The 19549-nt window shown below is 56.8% G+C and carries 17 protein-coding genes and 2 tRNA genes; 11 read left to right on the top strand and 8 right to left on the bottom strand.

Annotated features, from left to right (window positions below; genetic code table 11):
- Positions 1–106: 106 nt before the first annotated feature.
- Positions 107–772, top strand: a complete 666-nt coding sequence (locus ACTVJH_RS02425) for a four helix bundle suffix domain-containing protein (protein WP_455987102.1) — start codon at positions 107–109, stop codon at positions 770–772.
- Here ACTVJH_RS02425 and ACTVJH_RS02420 read toward each other — a convergent pair whose 3' ends face one another.
- The 4 genes from ACTVJH_RS02420 to tsaA form a co-directional block, all read right to left on the bottom strand.
- Positions 773–2023 carry a peptidase U32 family protein gene (locus ACTVJH_RS02420; RefSeq protein WP_455987100.1) on the bottom strand — a complete coding sequence of 417 codons (1251 nt, stop codon included), beginning with the start codon at positions 2021–2023 and terminating at the stop codon, positions 773–775.
- Between the two features lie 285 nt (positions 2024–2308).
- Complete coding sequence (locus ACTVJH_RS02415) at positions 2309–3169, bottom strand: PHP domain-containing protein (RefSeq protein WP_455987098.1); 861 nt, start codon at positions 3167–3169, stop codon at positions 2309–2311.
- A 135-nt stretch (positions 3170–3304) separates the two neighbouring features.
- Positions 3305–3523: a translation initiation factor IF-1 gene (infA, locus tag ACTVJH_RS02410; protein WP_455987096.1), complete on the bottom strand. Its 219-nt coding sequence runs from the start codon at positions 3521–3523 to the stop codon at positions 3305–3307.
- A 366-nt stretch (positions 3524–3889) separates the two neighbouring features.
- Positions 3890–4372 (bottom strand): tRNA (N6-threonylcarbamoyladenosine(37)-N6)-methyltransferase TrmO, encoded by a 483-nt coding sequence (tsaA, locus tag ACTVJH_RS02405; protein ID WP_455987094.1) that lies wholly within the window; start codon positions 4370–4372, stop codon positions 3890–3892.
- A gap of 633 nt (positions 4373–5005) precedes the next feature.
- Here tsaA and ACTVJH_RS02400 point away from each other — a divergent pair.
- The 4 genes from ACTVJH_RS02400 to clpB all read left to right on the top strand — a co-directional run bounded on the left by ACTVJH_RS02400 (position 5006) and on the right by clpB (position 10060).
- Positions 5006–5659: a YkgJ family cysteine cluster protein gene (locus tag ACTVJH_RS02400; protein WP_455987196.1), complete on the top strand. Its 654-nt coding sequence runs from the start codon at positions 5006–5008 to the stop codon at positions 5657–5659.
- Positions 5660–5968: 309 nt separating this feature from the next.
- Positions 5969–6964: a DnaJ C-terminal domain-containing protein gene (locus tag ACTVJH_RS02395; RefSeq protein ID WP_455987092.1), complete on the top strand. Its 996-nt coding sequence runs from the start codon at positions 5969–5971 to the stop codon at positions 6962–6964.
- 81 nt (positions 6965–7045) lie between these two features.
- Complete coding sequence (locus tag ACTVJH_RS02390) at positions 7046–7369, top strand: chaperone modulator CbpM (protein ID WP_455987090.1); 324 nt, start codon at positions 7046–7048, stop codon at positions 7367–7369.
- Between the two features lie 69 nt (positions 7370–7438).
- On the top strand, positions 7439–10060 hold the full coding sequence (gene clpB / locus ACTVJH_RS02385; RefSeq protein ID WP_455987088.1) for an ATP-dependent chaperone ClpB: 2622 nt from the start codon (positions 7439–7441) through the stop codon (positions 10058–10060).
- A gap of 212 nt (positions 10061–10272) precedes the next feature.
- Here clpB and ACTVJH_RS02380 read toward each other — a convergent pair whose 3' ends face one another.
- Together ACTVJH_RS02380 and ACTVJH_RS02375 are read right to left on the bottom strand one after the other, a co-directional pair.
- Positions 10273–11667: a sigma-54-dependent transcriptional regulator gene (locus ACTVJH_RS02380; protein WP_455987086.1), complete on the bottom strand. Its 1395-nt coding sequence runs from the start codon at positions 11665–11667 to the stop codon at positions 10273–10275.
- The gene (locus tag ACTVJH_RS02375; protein WP_455987084.1) at positions 11664–14090 is read right to left on the bottom strand and encodes a c-type heme family protein; all 2427 of its coding nucleotides are present in this window, start codon (positions 14088–14090) and stop codon (positions 11664–11666) included. Before ACTVJH_RS02375 ends, ACTVJH_RS02380 begins: the two co-directional genes overlap by 4 nt.
- 294 nt (positions 14091–14384) lie before the next feature.
- Between ACTVJH_RS02375 and ACTVJH_RS02370 the strand changes: the two genes are divergently transcribed.
- The 6 genes from ACTVJH_RS02370 (at position 14385) to ACTVJH_RS02345 (ending at position 19068) form a co-directional block, all read left to right on the top strand.
- Positions 14385–16016, top strand: coding sequence for a YeiH family protein (locus tag ACTVJH_RS02370; RefSeq protein ID WP_455987082.1), 1632 nt, complete (start codon positions 14385–14387; stop codon positions 16014–16016).
- A gap of 12 nt (positions 16017–16028) precedes the next feature.
- On the top strand, positions 16029–16196 hold the full coding sequence (locus tag ACTVJH_RS02365; RefSeq protein WP_455987080.1) for a hypothetical protein: 168 nt from the start codon (positions 16029–16031) through the stop codon (positions 16194–16196).
- A gap of 74 nt (positions 16197–16270) precedes the next feature.
- Positions 16271–16714 carry a universal stress protein gene (locus tag ACTVJH_RS02360; protein WP_455987078.1) on the top strand — a complete coding sequence of 148 codons (444 nt, stop codon included), beginning with the start codon at positions 16271–16273 and terminating at the stop codon, positions 16712–16714.
- Complete coding sequence (locus ACTVJH_RS02355; RefSeq protein ID WP_455987076.1) at positions 16690–17316, top strand: hypothetical protein; 627 nt, start codon at positions 16690–16692, stop codon at positions 17314–17316. The genes ACTVJH_RS02360 and ACTVJH_RS02355 overlap by 25 nt, the downstream gene beginning before the upstream one ends.
- Before the next feature lie 9 nt (positions 17317–17325).
- A complete protein-coding gene (locus ACTVJH_RS02350; protein WP_455987074.1) occupies positions 17326–17634 on the top strand; it encodes a hypothetical protein in 309 nt (102 codons plus the stop codon).
- A gap of 162 nt (positions 17635–17796) precedes the next feature.
- Entirely contained in the window at positions 17797–19068 is a 1272-nt protein-coding gene (locus ACTVJH_RS02345; protein WP_455987072.1) for a protein kinase domain-containing protein, read from the top strand.
- 252 nt (positions 19069–19320) lie between these two features.
- Here ACTVJH_RS02345 and ACTVJH_RS02340 read toward each other — a convergent pair.
- Both ACTVJH_RS02340 and ACTVJH_RS02335 read right to left on the bottom strand, forming a co-directional pair.
- A tRNA-Glu gene (locus ACTVJH_RS02340) sits at positions 19321–19396 on the bottom strand.
- A 6-nt stretch (positions 19397–19402) separates the two neighbouring features.
- A tRNA-Lys gene (locus ACTVJH_RS02335) sits at positions 19403–19478 on the bottom strand.
- Positions 19479–19549: the final 71 nt, after the last annotated feature.

Genomic DNA, 19549 nt, shown 5'->3' with positions numbered 1-19549 from the left:
CACGGACACTTGGGCGACACGGCTTTGTGTGAGTCTGTGATTGTCCGTGTGAGTCCGTGTAATCCCTGTCAGTCCGTGTCAGTCCATTACAAAAAGGAACAAAACCATGCCTTTTCACGAGGACCTTATCCCCAAGCACGGTGGGTACCGCAACCTGAAGAGTTTTCAGATTGCCCAGCTGGCCTATGATGTCACGGTGCGTTTTTGTGAGCTCTATGTGGATCGCTTCAGCAGGACCCGTGACCAGATGGTTCAGGCGGCCCGCTCCGGGGTGCAGAATATCGCTGAAGGCTCCCAGGCTTCGGGAACATCCAGGAAGATGGAGCTCAAGCTGACCAATGTGGCCCGAGCCAGCCTCGAGGAGTTGCGGCTCGATTACGAGGATTTTTTGCGTCAGCGGGGACTGCCGCAATTGCCGGCAGGGCACCCGGCGCTGGTGCGGTTCAAGGCGAGGCGATGTGCGAGTTTGAATGACGTGCAGCAATGGGTGAGGGCGGAAAGGCGGGCTGGTGGCAACACGGACAGGCACGGACGAACACGGACTGCCACGGACATGGCAAGACCCGAGTCCGTGTCTGTCGGTGCCAGTCCGTGTGAGTCCGTGTTGCCCTATTCCTGTCTGGTGGCCAACGCTGCCCTGAGCCTTCTGAACCTGGCCTGCTATCTTCTTGACCGGCAGGTCGAGCGGCTGGCCCGGGACTTTACCCGGGACGGCGGGTTTACCGAGCGGCTGTACAGGGTGCGTACGGCAGCGAGAAAGCAAAAGGGGTGATCAGTTTGTTGCCCGGTCGTTGGGGCATTGTTCCAGAAAGAGGTGGGGGGCGAGGTCCGGGTGATCGGTCCGGAGTACGTAGTTCAGACCGGGGTTGGCCGTGGTCACGGCCTCCCCGGTTTCTTTTTCCACGCGAAACAGATCCGGGGAGAGAACAGGCCGCTTCAATCCCGGGGCGAGAATGGCCACGGGCCGGGTGACATCCCACTGGTTTTTAACGGCTATCTCCCAGGAATCAGCACCGATCTGCCGGATGATCCGGGCCAGAACGGTCTTTTCTGGTTGAGCCTCGGGGGTGAAGAATATTTTGCGTCTGGGGCAGAAAAAGCCGGAGCTCAAGGGGCGGGTCGCTGTGCGGAAGAGGTGGTCCAGATAGAGATGGGGCCGGAAATTTTTTGCGGCCAGGTCGTTGAGACCGGTGCGGTAGGTGTCCACGACCCGGCAGAGGTAGGCCGAGGTCTTCATCCGTCCCTCGATTTTCAGGGAGGTGATCCGGTTTTTGACGAACCAGGGCAGGTATTTGATCAGACAGAGATCCTGGGCGCTCAGGATCTGGGAATACTCTTCGTCCTGGGTGATCTCCCAGAGCCCTTCTCCCGGGCGGGTTTGTTCGTCCACCCGAATGGCCACGGTCTTGTAGTCGAAGCGGCAGGGGTGGGTGCACAGCCCCAGATTGGCGGACCGTTCGTTCAGATGGGCGCTCAAAAGGCACCGGCCGGAAATGGCCATGCACATGGCGCCGTGGACAAAGAGCTCCAGTTCGAGCCCGTCCACCTGGCCGGCAACATCGCGAATGGCTGAGGCGCCGAGTTCCCGGGCCAGATTGACCCGGCTCACCCCGATGTCCTTCCAGAACAGGGCGGAAGCGCTATTGGAGGTGTTCGCCTGGGTGCTCAGATGGATGGGGATGTGCGGGGCGATCTTTTGGGCCAGCCGGATGATCCCCGGATCGGCGATGATCAGGCCGTCCACCGGAAGCTCTGCCAGGTGTTTAAGGGTATCTGCCACTCGTGGAAGATGCTTCTCCCAGGCCAGGATATTCAGGCAATAGTAAACCCGTACCCCGTTGGCATGGGCGAAGTCGAGGGCCCGGGGCAGGTTGCGGGCTGAAAATCCCTGTGACTTGGCCCGCAGGTTGAGGGATGTTCCGCCAAGATACACGGCATCGGCCCCATAGGCCACGGCTGTTTCCAGCTTTTCGTAATTACCGGCCGGGGCCAGGAGTTCGGGCAGAGGGAGAGATGACGGCATGGAGGAAAGGATGGGGTAGAGGATGTATGATTTAAGACAGAGGATACTGATGCGGCCAAGCCGCAGTTTTAAGTTTTAGGTTTTAGGTTTTAGGTTTTAAGTTCAAACGGTTAGAGAATTTTTTCTTGTTTTTTATGGCAGATTTTCAAGAGTAAGATACTACTATATCCGGATCCGATAGAGGTCGTATTTCCCTGTGCCCTGCGTACTGCGTACTGTGCACTGCGTACTGCGCACTGCGTACTGCGTACTGTGCCCTGCGCACTGTGGACTACGCCCTTCCTTTTATATCCTATATCCTTTATCTTTTCGACGTTCCTTGAACGCCTGAAGAATGGCATACGGCCCCTGGAGATTGCCCCTGCCCACACCCAATTCGATATCCGGTTTGACCGAGCCGTGGAAATCCGACGAGGTGCTCGGCAGCAGGTCGAACCGTTTGCAGAGATCGAGATATTTTTTTGTCTGGCTGGGAGAGTGCAGGGAATAATACGCCTCGAGCCCGTCAATGCCGAGGTTGGCAAGGCGCTTGATCTCGGCGGCTTCGGCCTCACCGGAGAGCTCCAGGGAATAGGGATGGGCCAGGATGATGGTGGCCTGTTCTTTGTGCAAGGCATCGATGGCCTGTTCGGGAGTCAGCTTGTCCTTGGGCACATAGGCGGATCCGGTCGATCCGAGGAAGCGCTCAAAGGCATGTTTGACAGACGAAACAATACCCTTTTGCATCAGCACCTGGGCAAAATGTGGACGGCCCACCGTGGCATCCCCTGCCAGATCGAGAATCTCCTGGTAGGTGATCTCGATGCCGAGATGGTTCAGCTTGGCAATGATCCGTTCATTGCGTGTGGCCCGCTTGTCCCGGAGATTCTTGAGCACCGTGTTCAGATGCACGGCATCCGGGGATACCCAGAGTCCGACGATGTGCATGAATCCCGGCTCAAAGGTGACGCTCAGCTCGCATCCGGGGATGACCTCCACACCGTATTTTTCTCCTGCCGCCACGGCCTCTTTCAGACCGTTGGTGGTGTCGTGATCCGTCAGGGCGATGGCCTTGAGTCCCAGATCACGGGCATGACGGACCAGGTCGGTCGGGGTGAACGTGCCGTCCGAGGCCGTGGAATGTGTGTGGAGATCGATTTCCGCCATAGGGAGGGCTCCTTTTCAGCCGGGCTGGATGCAAGGGGTGCAGGGACGGATCATTGTCCGACCACGTTCTTGCAAAGCAAAAAAAGGATAGTCCCGAATCGTGACTATCCTTCAAAAAACGACAAGGCCGTACAGCTATTTGAACCGGTAGGTGATCCTGCCGCGGGTCAGGTCGTAGGGGGAGAGCTCCACCTTGACCCGGTCGCCGGGAAGGATGCGGATATAATACTTGCGCATTTTACCGGAAATATGTCCCAGGATGTTGTGCCCGCTGTCCAGCTTGATCTGGAACATGGCATTGGGGAGTGCTTCTTCGACAACGCCTTCAACTTCAATTGCTTCTTCTTTGGCCATGAATGCTACCTGTGTTTGCAGTGGTGATGGTCGCGCAGCCTCAACAGAGGATGCTTGCGCTTTGATAAAAGTAGATGCATAGCCGCGGCACCAGTCAAAGTCAATATATCCCTTTGGCGGCGGCGGGGCTTAGGTGTTCCCATGGCTGGCTCACCCCGTTCCGGACGTTTGAAATTCCCTCACCGGCCTCGTACCATCAAGTCGTTGCTCCATGTACGCAAAATGTCCCGGACGATGTCAGGCAACGGTTTGATGAACGATGCCTGGTTCGGTCAGACAGTCAAACCGTTCAGAACGGGGTGAGCCGGCCATCATATTTCAGGTACCTGCATGGGAGCAGATGTGCCGTGCTGGCGGCGGCAGGGCTTACGTGAACCTTTCATCCGAGCGAAGTTTTTCCGCCTTGGGGGCATTGGTCTCGAGCCAGCCCGTGGCCGTCACCTCGGGACTGTCGAATTTGGGGACAAAGGGCTTGATGTCCAGCAGCGGGGTGCCGTCGAGGATGTCCACGCCGCGAATGGTCAGAATTCCCTCATGCCGTCCAACGAGCTGGACCACGGAGAGTCCGATGGGATTGGGTCGGCGGGGAGCACGGGTGGCGAAAAGGCCCCGGGGAACCGTGTCCATGAACGGGGTCACCTCGAGGTTGAAACCTGTGCTTCCATGAAAGGCATAGATCAGGATGATGTGGGAAAATCCCTCGAGGTCCTTGAGTCCGGCGACAAATTCGTCCAGAATATGGACGGTTCCTTCCATATTCGCGGCCCCTGTGGGCTGAATGGGCATCCCCTCGAGGTTCGTATGCGGGGAATGGATCGTTCCGATAGGATCAAAACTGAATGCGGGCATGGCTCTTTCTCGTACATATAATGGGATGGAAAATGGATCTACTTGGTGCGCAAAAAAATCCCGGCCGTCAAGGTCGGATTCGCTGTACACGGTGGATGGGTGTTCCCAGGGCAGGTCTGCTCCGTGTCGGGCGGCTCGAAACTCCCTTGCCGGCCTCGTACCATCAGGGTGTTGCTTTATACAGGCTGGGGGGTTCCGGAGGATGTCTGGCAACACCCTGATGAACGATGCCTGGCTCGGTCAAACAGTCGATCCGCCCGACACGGAGCAGACCTGCCTCGATAGTTCATGCTGTTGGATGCGTGCGGACAAGTGTGCCTTGCGCTGTATGCGGGGGTGATTCGTTCTCATGGCTGGCCTGCCCCGTTCCGGTCGGTTTGAAACTCCCTCATCGGCCTCGTACCATCAAGCCGTTGCTCCGTTAAGCAAGATGTTCCCGACGATGTCTGGCAACGGCTTGATGAACGATGCCTGGCTCGGTCAGACAGTCAAATCGACCGGAACGGGGCAGGCCAGCCATGATATTTCAGGCGGTTGGATGAGAACAGGTCTGTCTTGCGGTTGTGCGCGAGCGGGCGTTTGCCGGTAGAAGCGTGGAGAGTGCGTTATGAGCAAGGAGAAGGGCGTGTGCCGATGATCAAAAAAAAATGTGTCAGGTGTGGGACCTGCTGCAGGAAAGGGGGCCCTGGCCTGCATCTCGAGGACAAGGGGTTGATTGACGAGGGGGTTCTTGATCCAGGGGATCTGGTCTGTTTTCGCAAAGGGGAGTTTGTCTTTGATCAGGCCAGAGAATCTCTGGTTCCCCTTGAAGAGGAACTGCTCAAGATCCGGGGCAAACAAGGAAGCTGGGAATGCCTTTTTTACGATCCCGCCATCAGGGGGTGTCAGATCTACAGAAATCGTCCTGTGGAATGTCGTATCCTGACATGCTGGGATACGGGTCCCATCGAGGAACTCATGAACCGGGATGATCGACTGACCCGGGCCCATCTGGTCCCTGAAAAATCGGGGCTGGCCGAATTGATCAGGGAGCATGAAGCCCGGTGCGGATTGCATCTTGTCGATGCGGTCGTTCGTACCAACGATATGGACACTCCCTCTGTACGCCGGGAAATTCTTGATATATGTTCCTATGATCTCAGCTTCCGAGAGACCCTTGTCCAAAAGACCAGAACAGGGATGACCGAGCTCGAATGTTATTTCGGCCGTCCGCTCTACCAGGCTGTTCTGGGGTATGATCCCTGGTTGGGGTCGGAGGATTTTCTGGGTTGTTTTTCCTGTCCGTAGCCTTTTAGTGCATCGATCGGGCAAGAGATCGCGCCGATATATGATGCGCCCTGGGGTGCGAATCTTTCGTTCACCACATGTGGGAGGTGGCAGGGAAAATTTCTGTATGCTGGTGAAAATATTTCTGTCAGAATCTTGACTATGACTCCAGCATTGTTACCTATCATACGTCTGCCAATGGGCAGTCGTGCAGGCGGTGGTCCATATGACCATGGTTGTTTGTAACCGATAACCTTCACGCACCGCACGGGTTCGATGTCCCTGCGGCCAGGACGGCGCACGTGGAAAACCAGCAAGGAGAAACCGGATATGGGTGTTGAATATAAAGATTACTACAAGCTGCTCGGGGTTTCCAAAACCGCATCCAAGGAGGAGATTTCCAAGGCCTTCAAGAAGCAGGCCCGAAAATATCATCCTGATTTGAATCCCAACGACAGCGAAGCTGAAAAAAAGTTCAAGGAAATCAATGAGGCCCATGACGTGCTCAAGGATCCTGAAAAAAGGAAACTCTATGATTCCCTGGGACCCAACTGGAAGGAGGGGCAGAATTTTCAACCGCCTCCGGGATTTGACAACGTTCATTTCGGCGGCGGCCAGGGGTTTGGTGATTCCGGGTTCAGCGACTTTTTCGAGACCATCTTCGGCGGGGTAGGAGGTGGTTTTTCCGGTCAGGGCGCCCGGTTCACCCGGCAGGGACCGGGGGGCGGTTTTTCCGGAGGACCTTTTGGCTCGGGGGGTGGTATGTCCCGCAAGGGACGCGATGCCGAGGTGGAGATCGAGCTCGGTCTGGAAGAGGCCTATCACGGGGGCAGAAAGTCCATATCGCTGCAGGAGCAGGTTCCAACCCCCGGCGGAATGCCCCAGATGCGGACCAAGACCCTGGATGTAAATATTCCCAAGGGCGTCAAGGATGGTTCCAAGATCCGTCTTTCCGGTCAGGGCAATCCCGGAAGGGGAGGAGGCCCGGCCGGCGATCTGTATCTGAAGATCAGGCTGGCCCGTCATCCACACTACAAGGTGGATGGAAAAACCATCATCCATGAATTGTCCCTGACCCCCTGGGAGGCGGTGCTGGGCACGAAACTGCGGGTGCCCACCCTGGACGGTGCCGTGGAAATGAACATCCCCGCGGGCATCAGCAGCGGGCAGAAGATGCGGATCAAGGGCAAGGGGCTTGGAAGCGGAGCCTCGCAGGGGGACCAGATGGTCCAGGTGGTCATCAAGAGTCCCAAAACCATTTCAGAAAAGGAACGCACCCTCTGGGAACAGATCGCTGAAACATCGAGTTTCACTCCCAGAGGATGACGATACATAACCAACTCGACGCACGGATGCTTTTTATTGCGGTTTGCCGATCCATTTCATGATCCGGAGGTTAGGGAGAACATGACTGATACAACCATCACCCCCCGTCCCGGGGCCGAGGTCCCGGCGCAATCATCCAAGGTCTGCTGGGAGGAGTTTGTGGAAACGACCAGCATCCTTCCCGATGTCCTGAAGGAATTTGTTGAAAGCGATTGGGTCTGCGCCGAACGGACCGCCCAGAACGAGTATCTTTTCCAGACCCGGGATATTCCCCGCATCAGCAAGGCCGCCCGGTTGTACAGGGATTTCGGCCTGACCGCTGCGGGGGTGACCATTATCGTCGATCTGCTGCAACGGATCGAATTTCTGGAGCAGGAACTCCAACGAGCGAGGCAGACCCGCTGAGTATGATCGGTTCACAGAGAACCTGAAAAAAACGATATGCCGTGCACCCCAGCAAGGGAGGTACATACTATGGATTTGAATAAATTCACCCAGAAGTCCCAGGAAGCCATTTCCCAGGCTCAGAACATTGCCATCCGTTTCGGCCATCAGGAGGTGGATGCCGAGCACCTGCTCCTTTCCCTTGTCACCCAGGAACAGGGACTCGTGGGCGCGCTTCTGGAAAAGGCGGGATACGATCCCGCTGCCTATGCCAAGGCGGTGGAGCAGGAACTCGGACGACGTCCCAAGGTTTCGACTCCCGGAGGGGCGCCCGGGAACATCTATGTCAGCCAGCGGGTCAACGCCGTACTTTTAAAGGCCCTGGATCTGGCCGGGAAGATGAAGGACGAGTACGTCAGTGTGGAGCATGTTTTTCTCGCCCTTTTGGACGAGGGGACGCATACGCCCATTGGTAAACTCAACGCCCAATTCAAGATCGACAAGGACAAGATCCTCCAGACCATGACCGAGGTACGGGGCAATCAGCGAGTGACATCGGCCAATCCCGAGGAGACCTATGATGCCCTTAAGAAGTATGGCCGGGATCTTGTGGAAGAGGCCAAGCAGGGGAAGCTCGATCCGGTCATCGGCCGCGACGGCGAGATCCGCAGATGTATCCGGATTCTCTCCCGGCGGACCAAGAACAATCCCGTGCTCATCGGTGAGGCCGGGGTGGGCAAGACCGCCATCGTGGAGGGGCTGGCCCAGCGCATCCTCAAGCAGGACGTTCCCGAGGGACTCAAGGACAAGACCTTGTTTGCCCTGGATATGGGGTCGCTTATCGCCGGCGCCAAATACCGGGGAGAGTTCGAGGAACGGCTCAAGGCCGTGCTCAAGGAGGTCCAGAAATCCGAAGGCAGGATCATTCTGTTCATCGACGAGATCCATACCATTGTCGGGGCGGGCAAGGCCGAAGGGGCCATGGACGCGGGCAATCTCTTGAAGCCCATGCTCGCCCGGGGCGAACTGCATTGTATCGGCGCGACAACCATCGATGAATACCGCAAATATATTGAAAAGGATCCGGCTCTGGAACGGCGTTTCCAGCCGGTTTTGGTCGAGGAACCGTCCGTGGAAGATGCCGTCTCCATTCTGCGCGGGCTCAAGGAGCGGTTCGAGGTCCATCACGGGGTGCGTATCAGTGACAGCGCCCTGGTCAATGCGGTTGCATTGTCCAACCGGTATATTACCGACCGCCATCTTCCGGACAAGGCCATCGATCTGGTGGACGAGGCCGCGGCCATGATCCGCACGGAGATCGATTCCCTGCCCACGGAGCTCGACGAGGTCAACCGGAAGATGATGCAGCTGGAGATCGAGCGCGAAGCCCTGAAACGGGAGACCGACGCGGCTTCCAGGGAGCGGTTGGAACGTCTGGAAAAGGAGCTTGCCGAGATTCGCGAGCGTCAGAGCGTGCTCATGACCCAGTGGGAAAAGGAAAAAAGCAGCATCAACGGGCTCAAGGACCTGAAGCGTGAAATCGAACAGACCCGGCTGGCCATTGACGAGGCCAAGCGCAATTACGATTTGAACCGGGCCGCTGAATTGGAATACGGCCGGCTCGCCCAGCTGACCAGGCAGCTTGCGGAGAGCGACGGTGCTGCCCAGGGTAAGGAAGGCACGCGGCTTCTCAAGGAAGAGGTCGGGCCCGACGATATCGCCCAGATCGTGGCCAAGTGGACCCATATCCCGGTGGACAAACTGGTCGAGGGTGAGCGGGAGAAGCTGCTCAAGCTACCCGGTATCCTGCATAAGCGGGTCATCGGGCAGGACGAGGCCGTGGACGCGGTGGCCGACGCTGTGCTTCGCGCCCGGGCGGGACTCAAGGATCCCAACCGTCCCATCGGCTCGTTCATGTTTCTCGGCCCCACCGGGGTGGGCAAGACCGAGCTTTCCAAAACCCTGGCCCGGACCCTGTTCGACACGGTGGAGAACATGGTTCGGCTGGATATGTCCGAATATATGGAAAAGCACACCGTGGCCCGGCTCATTGGGGCCCCTCCGGGCTATGTGGGCTATGACGAGGGCGGACAGCTCGCCGAGGCGGTCCGGCGCAAACCCTACAGCGTGGTGCTGTTCGACGAGATCGAAAAGGCCCATCCCGACGTGTTCAACGTCCTGCTTCAGATCCTGGACGATGGGAGGTTGACCGACAGCCACGGGCGAACCGTGGATTTCAAGAATACGATCATCATCATGACCTCGAACATGGGATCAACCATCCTTCTCGAGGGGATCACCCCGGAAGGGGAACTGGCCGACGGGATCAGGGACCAGGTTCTTACGACCCTTCGTGGTCATTTCCGGCCTGAATTCCTGAACCGGGTGGACGAGATCGTGCTTTTCAAGCCGCTTCTCAAGGAGGAGATCAAACAGATCATCAGCCTGCTCCTGGAGGATCTTCAGGGTCGGCTCGAAGAACGCAAGATCCGTCTCGAGCTCACGGACCATGCCAGGGAATTCATCGCCACCGAGGCCTATGATCCGGTCTACGGGGCCCGGCCCCTGCACCGCTATCTTCAGGCGCATATCGAGACCCCCCTGGCCAAGGAAATCATCGGAGGTCATCTGCTCGAAGGAAGCGAGGTGGTCATAGACAGCGATGAAAACGGATTGGCAATTCGAATACAGCCGGGAGTCGATGCCACATAGACACAAAGGTACGGTCAGGCTGTGGTAGGAAGGCAGGTCCCGTCGGACGTCGGATGAATATTATTTTGAGGTCAAGGTGATCAGACTCTTTGATCTGGGTTGATCCTTCGCAGGATTCCAACAAAACGCCCCGTGACGGTTCTTTGTCACGGGGCGTTTTGCTTTGGGGCGCTGCAACGGCAAATTTTCAGCAGTGGCCGTGTGCGCGTCGGTTATCGGAACACGGGGACATGTATGCTCAACCGCTTGATGATTTTCTGCAGGGCCACCCGGGAAAGACCGCTTAGTCGGGCGGCTTCGGAGACATTGCCCTGTGCCAGGACGAGGAGTTCCTCCACATAGGCCCGGGTGAAGGTATCGGTCACCTTTTCCTTGGCGTCTTTATACGGCGTTAAACTCTGGGCCTGTCCGCCGGGGGGCTCATCGAGTCCCTCGACCAGCCGGATGTGGGCCAAATCGATGATCTCGGAAGAAGAAAAGACTGCCAGCCTGCGGATGAAATTCTGCAGCTCACGGACATTACCCGGCCACTTCTTGGTGGTCAGAAACGCCACAGCCTCGGGAGTGAGTTTCTTGGATGCGATCCGCATCTCTTTGCAGGCGGTTTCCAGAAAGTGATGTGCCAGGATGACGACATCTTCCTTTCGTTCGCGCAGAGTCGGCACCGTAAGGTTGAGTACGTTCAGCCGGTAGTAGAGGTCTTCGCGGAAGCTGTTGTCCTTGATCTTGTCCTCGAGGGGTTGGTTGGTTGAGGCCAGGATGCGGACATTCACCGAAACAGACTTGCTCGACCCCACGGGACGAACCTCTCCATCCTGCAGGGCGCGCAGAAGTTTTGTCTGGATGGCGGGAGAGATATCACCGATTTCGTCCAGCAGGAGGGTTCCACCGTCTGCGGTTACAAAAATACCCTTGCGGTCGCGGTCGGCGCCGGTGAAGGCACCTTTGACATGACCGAACAATTCGCTTTCGAGCAATTGGTCGGGTATGGCCGGGCAGTTCACCGTGAGCATGGGACGTTTCTTGCGGCTGCTCAATTTGTGGATGGTCCGGGCCACCAGCTCCTTGCCGGTACCTGATTCTCCGCGGATGAGCACGGTGTAATCGGACAGGGCTACAGCAGCCAGGGTTTCCTTGAGCCGTTGGATGGTCTTGCTTTCACCGACCAATTCATGGGCGCCGCATTGCTGGGCGATCACTTCCTGCAGGCGTGCGTTTTCAACCAGAAGGCGGCTGCGTTCCAGGCCGCGTTCCACCACCTGAAACAGCTTGGCGGGCTCGACCGGCTTGGTCAGAAAGTCGTAGGCGCCGATCTTGAGGGCATCCACGGCCGTCTCGACCGTGCCATAGGCCGTGAGCATGACCACGCTGAGATCAGGGAATTCCTCCTTGGCTTCCCGCAGCAGGGTCACACCATCCTTGCCGGGCATGTTCAGGTCCGTGAGCATGAGCCCGAACCCGCCGTTACGCAGAAAATCCAGGGCCTCATCACCCGACAGGGCGGCAACGATACGTTCATCAGGATATTCGCGGCCAAGCAGACGGGCAAGGCCCACGGCGAAATCCTTTTCATCATCGACAATCAGGATACCAACGGGATTTTTCAAACGGTACCTCCATTCTGCTCACCCCTGGTGACGGGCAGGACAATGACGAACATGGCCCCGCCGGTGTTTTCAATGGTAATGGTTCCGCCCAGTTCCTGGACCAGGCCATAGACCACGGCCAGTCCGAGGCCGGTGCCCATGCCAACCTCCTTGGTGGAAAAAAAGGGGTCGAACAATTTTTTTCTATGCTTTTTTGAAATACCGGGACCATTGTCGGCCACACAGATACGGATGCTGTCCTCACCGGGTTCAAAATGGGCAGATACGGTTATCCGTCCCTTGTCCTGGGGCACGGCATCCAGGGCGTTTTTGAGCAGGTTGGCGAAAATCTGTTCCACGGCCTGTTCGTTGGCCAGAATGGCGGGAAGAGAGCCATCAATGATCGACTCCAGTTTGACCCCTTTTTTTTCCGCCTGAACGCGAAATACGCTGAGCGCGTTTTCCATGGCCTGGCCGATGTCGAGCATGACAGGCACAGTTTTCTTGGGACGCGCAAAGTTGAGCAGATCCTGGAGCACGTTTTCAGCCTGAGCTGCATGTTTGATGATCACATTTACATCACGCATCTGCTCCTGGTCTGCTGCATTGCCCTTGAGGAGTTCGGCGTAACATCTGATCACCCCGAGGGGATTGTTGATCTCATGGGCCAGGCCTGCGGCCAGCTGTCCCACAGTGGCCAGTTTTTCACTCTGCTGCATGGAGGTGAGCATCTGCTTGTCCTGGGTCACATCGCGGATGTACACAACGGCACGACCCTCGCCGGGCGTACCCTCGGCCACGGGAAATACATTGACGGAAAAGAATCTGCCATCTTCGGTTTGCACCTCGCGGGCTGCGGAAGTTCCCGATTCCAGGGCCAGTTGAAGCGGGCAGCTCTCAAAGAATCCGTTCTGTGTGAACAATGCGGCACAGCCCTCATCGGTCACGGAACCGCCAAAGGATTCAGAGAGCCTGCGGGCCCCTTCATTGGCCAGGACAACGTTGCCGGAACCGTCCATGAGCAGGAGAGGATCGCCGATCCCCTCGACAACGGCCTGGAGCATGTCCTTTTGCCAGAGCAGGTTGTGCAGGGCGTTTAGGTTTTCCATGGCAATGCCCAATTGCTGGCCCAGGGCGCGGAGGATATCGCGATCCTGGGAGGAGATTCGAGAACCTTCATCCCAGGTCAGGCAGAGAATGCCTTCGGACGATGTTTGGGAGGCACCCACGGGAATAAACGCCTTGCCCGGTTCGAAATAGGGATTGAATTCGGTGAGGATTTCCTTCCAGTTGTCAGGGAGACCGGGTTTGGGTGTATTTTCGGGCCACGTGTAGTAGGACTGGGAGGCCACCATGCAGATGAAGCTGCCGCTTCTGGCCCTGAATCTCTTGACGATGATCGGCAGGGAGTAACGCCACATCTCGCGCCGCGTGTTGCTCTTGTTGAGTCCGTCGAGCAATTGGACAAACAGCCCCACATCGGCGCGTCGCTCCTCGGCCTCGATCTTCAGTTCACTGGTGCGGGTTTCCACCATGTATTCCAGGTTTTCAGAATGCTGCCGTAATTGGTTGTGTATCTCATGGATATGATCGCCAAGCTCCTCAAGCCCCTGAACCATCTCTTCGATTTCATCCACGTTATCGAGTTTCTCCAGGGTGCCAAGTTCCGCATCCTTCTGAAAAAGCGTTCGGAATTTATTGGTCAGTCGCTGCAGGTTGGTTGTTATCAGCCGATTGAAGAATATCTGGATCAGGCCGAAGAAGAACAGCATGCCTAAGCCGTACAGAGCGACATAGCCCTTGGTTGCATTCCGGATTTTGCCTATGGCCCCTTCGACAGGAACCCCGACGACAACGAGCCCGGCCACCTGATCCTTGATGTGACCAAAGCCCCGTTGCGTGCCGTAGCGTTCAAGCAGGACAGCAGGGGAATCCTCGGGGTTTCCATGACAGGTCAGGCAGGATTCCTTGAATATCACCGGTCTGGCCTTGACGAAAAACTCCTTGCCTTCAACCTTGCGATAGCCCTGCCAGTATTTTTTGCCGGGTTGCGTGCGGAAGTAGGTCAGCAACTCTTTTTCATCGGCATTGATCTCGAACAGGGGGTTGCGTGCGTTCTCCGCCACACGACGGTAGTGATACTCGGCATGGGGCATGTTCAGCCGGTCCATGATCGCCCGGGAGATATAGGACGATGACATGGCCTCGATGATGAATTCACCGTCGGGCAGTTCCTTGTAGAGGGTGGGACGCAATGTTTCACGTACGTATTGCTGCACGCTTGAAACCTGGCGAAAGACCAGATCCGCCCGATCCCTGACCTGGCTCTCCAGAAGGGAACTGAGATGAAAATGAAGGCTCGAGGCGAAAAACACGCCGAGAAGCAGGACAATGAGGCCAAGCCCCCATACAAACTTTGCCTGTACATTTTTTGGTCCAAACACAGTGCGTACTCCGGGCGAGTAGACCCTTGCGGGCATAATGTTTCAGCCTGCGTCGCAGGCAACGGAAAAACGTGGATACCGCATTTTTATCGTTAAAGCCAATCATGGATCCAGGCAGGGACATGCCAACCGCGGATGGCAGGGTGCTAACCGGAGTTGGCAGCCTGCACGGGTGGCGTAAAAATTAGTTGTCGTTATATCGAATAGATAGGTGGTTTGATCGTTTTGGCACATGGTTTGCCTTTTAGGGGTTCGACAACACACATGTAAACCCAAATAAGGAGAGGTTGAATCATGTCAAATGTTAGTGTCGGACGTCCCGACAACACACCCACCTGGATCATCAGTGGTATACTGTTGTTCTTTGGCCTGCTCGTCTCTTCGGGCGTACTTACCGGTCTTTTGACCACGTTCAAGGTCCACAAGGCCATCGATCTGATGGAGAGCCTCGCCTTTATCGGCGGTGGTCTCGGCGTGATTACCGCGCTGCTCAGGCAGTCGCGCATGAACAAGCCTATGGGAAAATTCGATGTCTTCGTGCTGGAGACCATTCCCGGTGTTTTATTCATCCTGGCTCTGGCCATGGGGATCCGCTGGTTTGCCGAACCGCTGATCACCATGATGAGTTCCGCCCTGGTTCCGGTTCTCGGATTCAAGATCCACAAGGTCTTGAACCTGAACTATGTGGTTCTGGGTATCATCGTCGGAATCATCATCACCAACAGCTGGGGCATCCCCAAGTTTGCTGCTTCCGGGGTTAAAACAGCCCGTTTCGTCCTCAAGATGGGGGTCATCCTGCTCGGTGCGCGGTACTCCTTTGCCGAACTGGCCAAGCTGGGCATGGTTTCCGTCTGGATGATCGGATTCTTTGTTCTGGGAACCGTATTTTTCGTCCTCTTTCTGGGCAAGATCTTCAAACAGCCCAAGTCCATGACCGGTGTCCTTTCCGCAGGCATGGGCGTGTGCGGTGTTTCTGCCACGGTTGCCTGTGCCCCGGTTGTCAAGGCCAAGTGTTCCGAGATGGCCTATACCATTGGTACCATTCTCGGTTTTGGCATCCTGTGCATGTTTGCCTTCCCGACCATCGGCAAGCTGGCGGGTATGAACGCCACCCAGTTCGGTGCCTGGGCCGGCACCGGTATTCTGAACTCCGCCCAGGTCGCGGCCGCCTGTCTGGCATTCAATGCCGTGGACATCAAAACCCTGAAGGTCGGTGAAATTTTTAACATCACCCGCGTTCTGTTTCTGCCTGTCATCGTTCTGCTGCTGGCCACCTGGTTCGGCAGGCAATCCGGTCAGAAGCTGACCTTCAAGGAAGTGGTCATCGACAAGTTTCCCGTCTTCATCCTCGGATTTCTGCTGCTTTTCATCATGTCCTCTTTCGGTGTCTTCTCCCCTGCGGATCACTACAAGGGCAAGTACCTCGATTTCAGCTATAACCAGCGTACCGAGGTTACTCCCGAGGAGTTGACCGTGCTGCAGAACGCCCAGGTCGTCGGGCTCAATGCCGAGGAGCAGGCCGCATTTGACGATCTGGTCAACCAGCATCAGATCGCGGGAAATTTCGCGGATCGCGACAACAAGAAGGCTTTCGACGAGACCGCCCGTGAACGGATGCGTGGTCTGGAATCCATCCTTGCCCGAGTCAAGGGGGGTGAACTGACCCTGTCCGCAGACGTTACGTCTGCCGTTCAGCACGCTGTCAAGCAGGTTCAGAAGAAGTCCAAGACCGTTGTTACCCTGACCGACTGCATGATCTGGTTCTTTGCTTACGGCCTTATCGGTCTGGGCATGCAGATCACCCGCAAGTCCCTTGCCCAGGCCGGGGGATGGCCGCTGGTCATGGGGGGCATCTCCGGTGTGGCCAAGGCAACCCTGTCCTTCATTGTCGTCATGTATTTTGTCAAAGACGTCGTCCTTCATTAAAGGAGAAAGATAATGGCACAATCCGATATCAATTGTGAAGTCAACAATGCCGATCAGGAACAGAATGAAGAACGCGCCCTGTCCGTGTTCGCTTCCGAAAAAAATGAGGACCTTACCGCTCTGGGCCTGGTCCTTGTGGTAACCTTCCTGGTCCTGCTGTTCACCAAGTGGATGGTTTAACCCACTCCATACATGACCGTTCGGGAGGGGACGTGCGTCCCCTCCCGAACGAATAACAAAGAAGAAATCCCGTTATGAAGCATATCCTCCTCACCACACACGGAACGCCCGGCGCGCGCAAGGCCGAAGTCCTTGCCCGTGAATGGGCCGATCGCTATGGCGCAAAGGTCACCATCCTGTCCATCATCAACGAGGCCTGGGGTGATATGACCTGTGACGACTGGCTGAACACCTCCACCACGCGCAATACCTTTGGTTCCTATGTGGCCGGTGAGATATCCAGAGAGATCGGCATGCTCTGGGATCGACTGCGCCAGGAGTTTCAGGGTGTTGACATCGATTTTCTGAGCAAGGCCGGCAAGCTCGAAGAGGTACTTGCCGAGGCGGCCAGAGAGGTGGATGCCGATGTGGTGATCATGGGTGCCTGGCAGCATGAACAGGCTCCCGGCTTCAAGGACCGTTTCGAAAACAGGCGTCTGCATCCGCAGATGCCATGCCCTCTGGTGGTGGCGCCATGACCTATGCAGCTGAGACTATAGATCGTCGAGAGCGGGCCCGCACGCCCGTCAAGGAACTTCCCCCGGCCAATGTCTGGATGGAAACCAACCTGCCGTGGAATGAATCCTTTTGGAAAAAACTCGAAAGCAAGACCCTGATGCGTCTTAACCCGCATTGGCACATTGAAAAGGACAAGGGGACCGGTTTTCCCGTGGAAGACGTACTCGTGGAAACCGAATTCAGGACCACCCCCGAATTCACGGTCGATAAAGGAACCTTTAAGGCGGTTTTTCCGGAGATCGGTCTGACCCTGGCCGCCCGTTCCTGTGAGAATGGGCAGAATACCTGTTTGTCGTTCAGCATGGACAAAAAGAACGGCCCCTTCTCTGCAGAAGATGCAGCCAGGACCATGCAGTACTGGCTGCCCAGCCTGCGTGAATACTATCGACTGCACGAATCCAATGGGTTGAAGCATCGTATCTGGCGGCTGTTCATGGACAAGGTCATGCTGACCATGAATCCGACCCAGCGCAGGATCAGCGGATTCATGTTCAAACTGACCGTGCTTGAATGTCTGCTCATCGTCATTCTCGGCGTGGGCTGGTTCTACTACGGCGCATAGGAGGCAGAGATGAATACCAGGCTGTTCAAAAACATGTTCCGTCATTTCATCGTGGGTCTGGGGGCCATCACCTATCTCACCTGGGGCTTCACCCTGCTCTATCAATACCTCGGGGTGGTCAACGGCTGGCCCGGCGTCTTCTTGACCGTGGTCCGCGAAGCCTCGGGCGACTGGTGGCTGAATGTGGACTGGTCCTCTCCGGTCCTTGTGGGCACCTTTGCGTGCACAACCCTGGCGGCCCTGGTGTACGCCGTTATCAGGCGCAACGATTTTCTTGGATATCGAGAAGCCGAAATCCAGAGTCAGTCGGGATTCTAGGTTTTTCTCAAGGTTCTTGCGGGTTCCGTGTTTTTCTGCGGCTGCATCGTTAGGGTGTTGGCTCGCCGGATGAGTTGGGGTATGGGGGAGTAAACCATCAGACTCGTCCGGACAGGCAGCGGTTGCGTGCCTGCCTGTCGGGCCATGCCGAGCGGAGGAACCATGTGGAGCGCCTTGGAAAATGTTGCGTTTCGGGAAAGCCTTCCGGCCCCTCTTCAGGCGGGGGACTCCATCCGGTCCATCCTTGTCACTGGTCAGCTCGATCAGGGACGCTGCAATCTGTACTACCTCGGCCGCAGACGTTCACGGCCTTACCTGCTCAAACAATTCTACGGCCTGGACACCCATGCCTTTCTGCGCTGGCAGAACGAGGCCCGGTTTATCGATCTGTCGCCGCATCCCGGCTATGTCTGGCCGTGTGAGGAGTGGCGGGGCGGACTGATCTCTCCCATGCCCGAGGGTGTTTCCCTGACCACCTGGCTCAAAGCCGCATACCGACCGCCTGCGGCCCGGCTCCGGGCCGCATCCTGGCTTGCCTCCCGCATTCTCTGTCTCCACGACTCCGGCATTGTGCACAGAAATCTCACCCCTTCCTGTGTTCGGATAAGCGACACGATCCTTCAGCTCAGTGACTTTGGAGCGGCCTGCTGTCAGGAATGGGATGATTTCTGGGCCGACTCCCTGTTTTCCTGCAACACACCCGCCTGCTCCTCTCCCGAATCCCTGCGGGGTGACCCCTATGGTCCCGAGCAGGATATGTACGGGGTGGGTGCGCTCCTGTATCTGCTTTTTACCGGAACATTGCCGTTTGATGCACCCAAGCTCCTGTTTCGACGGGCCTTCCCCGGCTCTGTCAAACCAGGCCCCATGCCTTTTGCACATGAACTCCCACGCCCTGTCTATGACCTGACCATGGCCTGCCTGGCCAACAATCCCTCTGATCGTCCCACAGCCCGTGAAGCGGCAGCCCTTCTGCAGGAATACGGGGAAGGTTGCGACGTCGAGCAGATAGCCTTTCTCCCTTCTCGTGACGGGCAGGGCGGAGAGCACCTCATGGTTTTTATCTCGGATGATGAGCGAGCCGCGCCCCTGTTCGATGCCGTCATCCGCCGGGCAGTTGCAGGGCCGTGTCTTTTGCTGTTCGTCGGCCTGATCCCGGGCAACCTCCCCAGTGGACATCGCGAACGGTTTGCAGGCAATCTATACCGCAAACTCGCCCAGGGGCTGATCCGGTGTCGTCTCCAGCATGTGCAATGGAGTCTGCGGGTTGCGGAAACCGCGGTTCCGGAACGCACAGCTCTGGAATTGGTCAGGCGATATCGCCCCGACCGGGTCTATCTGGGCAGGCAGACGGCCAGGAAGGCCAGTACCTTCAGCAGATCCTTCCAGCGTGCCCATGATGCGGGCCGGGTGCAGGTGACCTATGTCGTTTGAGTGGTTTTGATCGAGGGGGAAGGGAAGGCAGGACGCCGTCCGAAAGAAGGAGGCTCGGTCGACCGGGATGCTTCACGCAATAAGGTCCTGGCCGGTGTGTGGTTGCAAAGCGACCTGCGACCGCTCACTGAAATGGATCTGCAGGAAGGTTCCCTTGAGCGATTAGGCTGCAGCCGATGCCGGTGGTTGCAAGAGGATAGTTGGAATGCAAAAAGGGTTACAGAATGTTGTTCTGTAACCCTTTGACATGTATGGCGTCCCCAGCGGGGTTTGAACCCGCGTTACCGGCGTGAGAGGCCGGCGTCCTAGACCACTAGACGATGGGGACATTGAGTGGTGGGCCGTGCAAGGCTCGAACTTGCGACTCTCTGCTTAAAAGGCAGATACTCTACCGACTGAGTTAACGGCCCGTGTTGCGAAAAAAAGCTTCTATAGATTCGCCTTCTCACTGTCAAGGTGAAAACAGGATAAAAAACATTTT

Source organism: Desulfoplanes sp. PS50 (assembly GCF_053851535.1).
Note: the sequence above shows the minus strand (reverse complement) of the source record. Positions and strands in the feature narration are given on the sequence as shown.